The organism is Catenulispora pinistramenti, from assembly GCF_018274385.1.
Classification (GTDB): Bacteria; Actinomycetota; Actinomycetes; order Streptomycetales; family Catenulisporaceae; genus Catenulispora; species Catenulispora pinistramenti.
Map to the genome: position 1 here is coordinate 1 of NZ_JAAFYZ010000343.1, position 7412 is coordinate 7412.

6 protein-coding genes are annotated in these 7412 nt (G+C 70.5%); all 6 read left to right on the forward strand.

All coding sequences use genetic code 11. From position 1 onward, the window contains the following. Nucleotides 1-19: 19 nt before the first annotated feature. Nucleotides 20-448 carry a helix-turn-helix transcriptional regulator gene (locus KGQ19_RS46125; protein ID WP_368862255.1) on the forward strand — a complete coding sequence of 143 codons (429 nt, stop codon included), beginning with the start codon at nt 20-22 and terminating at the stop codon, nt 446-448. 10 nt (nt 449-458) lie between these two features. Beyond that, the gene (locus KGQ19_RS46130; protein WP_212021550.1) at nt 459-869 is read left to right on the forward strand and encodes a VOC family protein; all 411 of its coding nucleotides are present in this window, start codon (nt 459-461) and stop codon (nt 867-869) included. A 106-nt stretch (nt 870-975) separates the two neighbouring features. Continuing rightward, complete coding sequence (locus KGQ19_RS46135) at nt 976-3327, forward strand: ATP-binding cassette domain-containing protein (RefSeq protein WP_212021553.1); 2352 nt, start codon at nt 976-978, stop codon at nt 3325-3327. Nucleotides 3328-3537: 210 nt separating this feature from the next. Further along, entirely contained in the window at nt 3538-4527 is a 990-nt protein-coding gene (locus KGQ19_RS46140) for an isopenicillin N synthase family dioxygenase (RefSeq protein WP_230420475.1), read from the forward strand. A 199-nt stretch (nt 4528-4726) separates the two neighbouring features. Next, complete coding sequence (locus KGQ19_RS46145; protein ID WP_212021557.1) at nt 4727-5719, forward strand: LLM class flavin-dependent oxidoreductase; 993 nt, start codon at nt 4727-4729, stop codon at nt 5717-5719. Between the two features lie 148 nt (nt 5720-5867). After that, nucleotides 5868-7172: a glycoside hydrolase family 3 N-terminal domain-containing protein gene (locus KGQ19_RS46150; protein WP_212021559.1), complete on the forward strand. Its 1305-nt coding sequence runs from the start codon at nt 5868-5870 to the stop codon at nt 7170-7172. The last annotated feature ends 240 nt before the right edge of the window (nt 7173-7412 follow it).

Sequence of the window (7412 nt, forward strand, 5' to 3'; positions counted from 1 at the left end):
GCCCACCCCCGACCAGCGCCTGGCCGACCTGGCCCGGCTGCGGCGGGTCCGCGATCGCATCGATCGCGAGTACGCGCAGCCGCTCAATGTGGAGGCGTTGGCGCGTGGGGTGCATGTGTCGGCGGGGCATTTGAGCCGGGAGTTCAAGGCCGCGTATGGGGAGTCGGTGTACGCGTACCTCATGACGCGGCGGATCGAGCGGGCGATGGCGTTGTTGCGGCGGGGCGATCTGACCGTGACCGAGGTGTGCTTCGCGGTCGGGTGCTCGTCGTTGGGGACGTTCAGTACGCGGTTCGCCGAGTTGGTGGGGATGCCGCCGAGCGAGTACAAGCGGGCCTCGGCTTTTGCGATGGCGGGGCTGCCGGCGTGTGTGGCGACGCGGGTGAGCCGGCCGGTGCGGGTGGCACCGATCAGGATTCGAGAAGCCCCGGTGGGGGCGCCCACCTAGGGTGAAGTGCATGGACCTCACCATCAGTGCCAGTTTCCTGCCCCAGACCGATCCCGACGCGTCGTTGGCCTTCTATCGGGACGTGCTCGGTTTCGAGGTGCGCAACGACGTCGGGTTCAACGGGCTGCGGTGGATCACCGTCGGGCCGGTGGAGCAGCCCGGGACGTCGATCGTGTTGTTCCCGCCGAGCGGGGATCCGGGGGTCACCGAGGCGGAGCGGCAGGTCTTGGCCGAGATGATGGCCAAGGGCACGTACGCTGTGCTCCTGCTGGCCACCGGCGACGTGGACGGGACGTTCGACCGGCTGCAGGCGGCCGACGCGGAGGTCGTGCAGGAGCCGACGGACCAGCCGTACGGGGTGCGGGACTGCGCGTTCCGGGATCCGGCCGGGAACCTGCTCCGTATCCAGCAGCAGAAGTAGACCCGGTAGCGGAACAAGGTCCGGTAACGGAAGTAGACCCGGCAGCAGAAGTAGCCCGGCAACAGACCCGCAGCAGCGCCAGGCCATCAGCGAGGAGAACCGCAGCATGCACGCCGCCGACAGCCACGACCTGATCCGGGTCCACGGCGCCCGCGTCAACAACCTCAAAGACGTCAGCATCGAGCTGCCCAAGCGCCGGCTGACCGTCTTCACCGGCGTGTCCGGCTCCGGCAAGAGCTCGCTGGTGTTCGGCACGATCGCGGCGGAGTCGCAGCGGCTGATCAACGAGACCTACAGCGCGTTCGTACAGGGCTTCATGCCCACGCAGGCCCGGCCCGAGGTGGATGTCCTGGACGGCGTGACCACCGCGATCATCGTGGACCAGCAGCGAATGGGCGGCGACCCGCGCTCGACGGTCGGGACCGCGACGGATGCCAACGCGATGCTGCGCATCCTGTTCAGCCGGCTCGCCAAGCCGCACCTGGGCTCGCCGAAGGCGTACTCCTTCAATGTCGCCTCGATCAGCGGGGCCGGCGCGGTCACGATGGAGAAGGGCGGCCAGACGGTCAAGGAGCGCCGCAGCTTCAGCATCGTCGGCGGCATGTGCCCGCGCTGCGAGGGCCGGGGCGATGTCAGCGACATCGACCTGGCCGAGTTGTACGACGAGAGCCGGTCGATCAACGACGGCGCGATCACCGTCCCCGGGTATTCCGGCGGCGGCTGGAACTCGCGGCTGTACGCGGAGTCGGGCTTCTTCGACCCGGACAAGCCGATCAAGAAGTTCACCAAGAAGGAGCTCAAGGACTTCCTGCACCGGGAGCCGACCCGGATGAAGATCGCCGGCATCAACATGACCTACGAGGGGCTGATCCCGCGGATCTCGAAGTCGATGCTGTCCAAGGAGCGGGAGTCGCTGCAACCGCACATCCGGGCCTTCGTGGACCGGGCCGTCACCTTCACCACGTGCCCGGACTGCGCCGGGACCCGGCTGTCGGAGGGCGCGCGGTCCTCGAAGATCAAGGGGATCAGCATCGCGGACGCCTGCGAGCTGCAGATCAGCGATCTGGCCGAGTGGGTGCGCGATCTGGTCGAGCCTTCGGTGGCGCCGTTGCTGGAGGCGCTGTCGCAGACCCTCGACTCGTTCGTCGAGATCGGGCTCGGATACCTTTCCCTGTCCCGTTCCTCCGGCACGCTGTCCGGCGGCGAGGCGCAGCGCGTGAAGATGATCCGGCACCTCGGGTCCTCGCTGACCGACGTCACCTACGTCTTCGACGAACCCACCGTCGGCCTGCACCCGCACGACATCCAGCGGATGAACGAGCTGCTGCTGCGGCTGCGCGACAAGGGCAACACGGTGCTGGTCGTGGAGCACAAGCCGGAGCTGATCGCGATCGCCGACCACGTGGTCGACCTCGGGCCGGGCGCCGGGGCCGGCGGTGGCACGGTGTGCTTCGAGGGTTCGATCGAGGGGCTGCGGGGCAGTGACACGGTCACCGGACGGCACCTGGACGACCGCGCGGCGCTGAAGGAGCAGACCCGGACGCCGAAGGGTGCGCTGCAGATCCGCGGGGCGTCGGCGAACAACCTTCAGGACGTGGACGTCGATCTGCCGCTCGGGGTGCTGGTGGTCGTCACCGGCGTCGCCGGCTCCGGCAAGAGCTCGCTGATCCACAGCTCGATGCCGAAGCAGCAGGAAGGCGTCGTGTCGATCGACCAGAGCCCGATCCGCGGCTCGCGGCGCAGCAACCCGGCTACGTACACCGGGCTGCTGGAGCCGATCCGCAAGGCGTTCGCGAAGGCCAACGGCGTGAAACCGGCGCTGTTCAGCGCCAACTCCGAGGGCGCGTGCCCGAACTGCAACGGCGCCGGCGTGGTCTACACCGACCTGGCGATGATGGCCGGGGTCGCGACGGTCTGCGAGGAGTGCGAGGGCAAGCGCTACCAGGCCGAGGTGCTGAAGTACGAGTTCGGCGGGCTCGACATCGCCTCGGTGCTGGCGTTGTCGGTGGCCGAGGCCGAGGCGTTCTTCGCCGACGGCGAGGCGAAGCTGCCGGCCGCGCACAAGATCCTGTCCCGGCTGTCCGATGTGGGCCTGGGCTACCTGTCGCTGGGCCAGCCGCTGACCACGCTGTCCGGCGGCGAGCGCCAGCGGCTGAAGCTGGCGGTGGCGATGGCCGAGGACGGCGGGGTGTACGTGCTCGACGAGCCGACCACCGGGCTGCACCTGGCCGACGTCGCGCAGCTGCTCGGGTTGCTGGACCGGTTGGTGGAGGCCGGGAAGTCGGTGATCGTCATCGAGCACCACCAGGCGGTGATGGCGCACGCGGACTGGATCGTGGATCTCGGGCCGGGTGCGGGGCACGACGGCGGGCGGGTGGTGTTCGAGGGGACGCCGGCGGATCTGGTCGCCGGGCGGTCGACGCTGACCGGGGAGCACTTGGCGGCGTATGTGCGGTGACCGCATGCGCCGCAATAGCCGCGCGTGCGACAGACCGCATGCGTAATGACAATGCCTGAATGCTTGGTCAAGTGAGCTGACCTGCCGGTTCACCGAACAGCCGGGTGGCTCGCGGCGTATTACCGTGGAGTGGTGACCCAGTCGTCCCGCACTGACACCGGTACCGGCCCCGGTACCGGCCCCGGCACCGGTACCGGCACCGGCCCGGGCCTGCCGGTCGTCGACCTGTCGCTGGCCGCCGGGTCCGGCGAGGACCGGGCCCGGCTGCACGGGACGCTGCGGGCCGCGGCCACCGACGTCGGCTTCTTCCAGCTGGTCGGGCACGGTGTCACCGCGAACGAGACGACCGCGCTGAGCGATGCGATGCGGTCGTTCTTCGCGTTGCCGGAGGCCGACCGGCTGGCGGTCAGCAACCTCAACTCGCCGCACTTCCGCGGGTACACCCGCACCGGGCACGAGCAGACCGGCGGGGCCCGGGACTGGCGGGACCAGATGGACATCGGGCTGGAGCTGCCGCCGCACGTGCCGGGGGCCGGGGAGCCGGCGTACTGGTGGTTGCAGGGGCCCAACCAGTGGCCGAAGGCGCTGCCGCAGCTGCGGACCGCGACGCTGGGCTGGATCGACAAGCTCAGCGCGGTGTCGGGGCGGTTGTTGCACGAGTTGCTGGCGTCGATCGGCGCGCGCCCGGATTTCTATGACGACGCCTTCGCCGGGCATCCGCACCTGCGGCTGAAGCTGGTGCGCTACCCCGGTACGGCTCCGGACGGCGCCGCTCAGGGCGTGGGGACGCACAAGGACTACGGCTTCATCACGCTGCTGTTGCAGGACTCCGTGGGCGGGTTGCAGGTGGCGCGTCCGGACGGGTCGTTCCTGGATGTGCCGCCGATGCCGGGGGCGTTCGTGGTGAATCTCGGGGAGCTGCTGGAGGTGGCCACCGACGGGTATCTGAAGGCGACGAGCCACCGGGTGGTCAGCCCACCGCACGCGCGGGAGCGGTTTTCGGTGCCGTTCTTCTACAACCCGCGGCTGGACGCGCATATCGAGCCGCTGGACTTCCCGCTCGCGCACCACGCGCCCGGGGCCACGGATGATCCGTCGAACCCGCTGTACGCGGAGTTCGGGCGGAACGAGCTGAAGGGGTATCTGCGCGCACAGCCGGAGGTGACGAAGAAGTTCCACGCCGACCTGCTGACGAAGTAGCGGTCGGGATGGATTCAAAGTGGCGGTCGGCATGACGTCGAAGTGGCGGTCGCCCGCTGCTGAAGTGGCGGTCAGCGGCGGTGGGGAATGCCGCCCGGGCGGCAGGCGTTGGCCGCAGTCGCACAGTTGTAGATCGCATCATGCAGTTCGCACGGGGCGGCGCTCACCAACGTCCGGCTGCTCCGGGAGACGAGGATCCATGAAGTACTCGCTGCTCGACGTCGCCGCGGTAGCGCCCGACGAGCATCCGGGCGACGCGCTGCACGGCGCGGTGCCGCTGGCGCGGGCCGCAGAGCGCAGCGGCTACGAGCGCGTCTGGTACGCCGAGCACCACAACATGCCGGCGATCGCGTCCGCGGCCACCAGCGTGGTGATCGCGCACGTGGCGGCGAACACCGAGCGGATCCGGCTGGGGGCCGGCGGCGTGATGCTGCCGAACCACTCGCCGCTGGTCATCGCCGAGCAGTTCGGGACGTTGGCGGCGCTGCATCCGGGGCGGATCGACCTGGGGCTGGGCCGGGCGCCGGGGTCGGACCAGGCGACGATGCGGGCGTTGCGGCGCGGTCCGGAGTCGGCGGACACGTTCCCGCAGGACGTGCTGGAGTTGCAGGGGTTCCTCAGCGGCGAGACGCGGATCCCGGGGGTGCGGGCGACGCCGGGCGACGGATCGAACGTGCCGCTGTACATCCTGGGCTCGTCGCTGTTCGGGGCGCAGCTGGCCGCGGCGCTGGGGTTGCCGTACGCGTTCGCGTCGCACTTCGCGCCGGACGCGCTGGCGCAGGCCACGCAGCTGTACCGGTCGGAGTACCGGCCGAGCGCGGCGAATCCGGAGCCGTATCTGATCGTGGCGGCCAACCTGATCGCGGCGCCGACCGAGCAGGAGGCCGCGGTCCAGTACCAGGCCGCGCTGCGGTGGCGGGCCAAGCGGTTCCTGGTGCGCGGGGAGGCGGAGCTCAGCGACGATGAGCTGGATCAGGTGCTGGCGACGCCGTCCGGGGAGCACGTGCGCGCGATGATGCGGGTCACCGCTTCCGGGACGTCGGAGCAGGCCGCGGACTACATCGAGCGACTGGCCGAGCGGACCGGCGCGGACGAGGTGATCCTGGCCCCGGCCTCGCCGCTGCGGGCGGAGCGGATCCGGGCGGTGGAGCTGGTGCCGGCGCCGGCGGCTCGGGCCTTGCAGGCGTCGTAGCCGGTGCGGGGGCCGTTCCGGGCTACCGCCTGGGTGCCGGGTGTCCAGGCCTGTGCATGGTCTGTGCATGGTCCGGCCGTCGGCGGGCAGGCACCGAAACGGCCCATCCGGCTGGCATCTCGCGGCGGCTTTGGCCAAGGTAGAGACCATGGCTGAAGCTGGGTTGCGGACTGGACGGAGCACGAGGACCGGCGGCGCGGCGGCGTTCGCGCTGCTGGCGGCGGTGGGGTTGCTGAGCGGGGCGTGCTCCAGCAGCGGATCGAAGACGGCGGCGAACGGGAGCACGTCGAGCTCTTCGACGACGCCTCCGTCGACCTCCTCCTCGACGTCGACGCCGAGCACGACTTCTTCGTCGTCCTCGTCTTCCTCCTCGTCGTCGTCTTCCTCGTCCAGCGCGCCACCCACGACGCCGCCCAGTTCCTCGTCCTCCTCCTCGGCGACCTCGAACCTGACGCTCCAGCAGCAGGTCGGGCAGCGCATCATCTACTCCTACCAGGGCCTGACGCCCCCGCAGCACCTGCTGGACCAGATCCGGCAGGGCGACGTGGGCGGCGTGATCTTCTTCGGCGGCAACATCTCCAGCCAGTCGCAGATCACCGGCGTGATCACCGAGCTGCGGCAGGCGCAGGCGGCCAGCCCGGTGCACCTGCCGCTGCTGCTGATGACCGACCAGGAGGGCGGCATCGTCAAGCGGCTGCCCGGGCCGCCGAACATCTCGGCCAAGCAGATCGGCGAGAGCTCAAACCCGGTCGGCGCCGCCACCGACGCCGGCACCGAGGCCGGACAGAACATGTCGGGCGTGGGCATGAACCTGAACCTCGCGCCGGTCCTGGACGTCTCCCGCTCCCCCGGCGACTTCATCGACGCCGCCCAGCGCTCCTTCGGCGAGAACCCGAACACGGTCTCCCAACTGGCGTCGGCCTTCCTGACGGCGCAGCAGAACACCGGCGTCGCGGCCACCGCCAAGCACTTCCCCGGCCTCGGCTCCGCCCCGAACGGCGCCAACACCGACGAGCGCCCGGTCACCCTGACGGTGTCCCTGAACAACCTGCGCACCATCGACGAGCTGCCCTACGCGGCGGCGGTGCAGAACGGCGTGAAGCTGGTCATGCTGTCCTGGGCGGTCTACACGAACCTGGACCCGAACCGCCCGGCCGGCATGTCCTCCACGGTGGTCCAGGGCGAACTCCGCGACCGCGTCGGCTTCAAGGGCGTGACGATCACGGACGCGCTGGAGGCCGGCGCGCTCCAGGCATACGGCAGCCCGGGCAACCGCGCCCTGTCCGCCGCCGAGGCGGGCATGGACCTGCTGCTGTGCTCCTCCGGCGACCCGGCGCAGGGGGACGCGGCCGCCGCGGCGATCGTGGACGGGGTGAACAGCGGGAAGCTGAGCCGGAGTGGGTTCGATGCGGCACTGGGGCGGGTTGACGCGCTGCGGGGCGGGTTGAAGTAAGGCCCCCGATTCAGCGTTCTGCTTCGCGGCGTCATCGCGCGAGACTCGCCGGCCTTTACCAAAGAAACACCCCGCCGCAGCGCCTCCCGCCGTCCCGGCACGGCAGTATGGAATGGCAGCCACTGCCGCGCAGAGCGGGCCCACCTGGGCGGACGGGGCGGGGGCACGCTAATGTTCCCCTTCGGCCAGCACGGCGTAGGGCGTGCGGGTGGTGGCCGAGTGGCCGGGAGGGGGTTCGGC